Here is a 1,075-nt window from a genome sequence, read left to right as displayed (position 1 = left end):
TGAAAGGCTGGGGTATCCATGATGGTAGACCTCAAGGTGATGGCCTACTTCAAGATTAGCCTTTCAACACGTAATTGGGACAGAGCCTTTTTTATTGCCCTCGTTTAGACTTTCCCGAGTCAAATCACTATAGTGTGGGCCCGTTTTCTTCGGCAGGCTCAGTATGAAACCCCGCATCCCATCAGCCGGTGGCCCCAAGTCGGGCGACCGCAAATCCGGACTTCACTCCCGTAATCGCCATCAGGCGGGTTACGACTTTGAGGCGCTCTGCCTGCGAACTCCCGAATTGGCCGCTCATGTCTTTATCAATGACTACGGTACCCGCACCATCGATTTTGCCGATCCCGATGCAGTGAAGACTCTCAATCGCGCCCTGCTGGCCCATCACTACGGGATTGCCCACTGGGACTTGCCTGCCGGTTACCTCTGCCCGCCTATCCCGGGACGGGTGGACTACCTGCACTGGGCGGCCGACCTGCTGGCCGAGAGCGCAGGCCAGCTCCCTACCGGCAAGGGGGTGAGGGTGCTGGATATCGGGGTGGGGGCAAACTGCATCTATCCGCTGCTCGGCTGCCGCGAATATGGCTGGCGTTTTGTGGGATCGGATATCGATCCGGTCTCGGTCAAGGCGGCCACCCTGCTGGCCAAGAGCAACGGACTCGGCAACCAGATTGAGTGTCGTCTGCAGGGTAACCCCAACCATGTGTTTCGCGGCATCATAGGGCCGAAGGAGCGCTTTGCCCTGACGCTTTGCAATCCGCCATTCCATGCATCGCTGGAAGAGGCGAGCAAGGGGACGGAGCGCAAGCTGCGCAATCTGGGCAAGGAGGTGACAGGCGCTCCTGTGCTTAATTTTGGCGGCCAGAAGGCCGAGCTCTGGTGCGAAGGGGGCGAGGCGGCGTTTCTGGCCAACATGATTGCCCAGAGCAAGGAGTTTGCCACTCAGTGCCTCTGGTTCAGCTCGCTGGTGTCGAAAAAAGAGAACCTGCCGGGGGCGAAAAAGGCGTTGAGCCGGGTGGGGGCGCGTCAGGTACGGGTGATCGACATGGCGCAGGGCAACAAGGTGAGCCGGATC

Annotated in this window: 1 protein-coding gene; it reads left to right on the top strand. The window is 59.5% G+C overall.

The window, feature by feature from the left end:
* Nucleotides 1-163: 163 nt before the first annotated feature.
* The coding region (rlmF, locus tag AB5Y92_RS12755; protein WP_368226899.1) for a 23S rRNA (adenine(1618)-N(6))-methyltransferase RlmF at nucleotides 164-1,075 on the top strand (912 nt) is incomplete at its 3' end.

Source organism: Aeromonas sp. R1-1 (genome assembly GCF_040908495.1).
GTDB lineage: Bacteria > Pseudomonadota > Gammaproteobacteria > Enterobacterales > Aeromonadaceae > Aeromonas > Aeromonas veronii.
The sequence above is the reverse complement of the archived record's forward strand: the minus strand, read 5'-3'. Positions and strand labels throughout refer to the sequence as shown.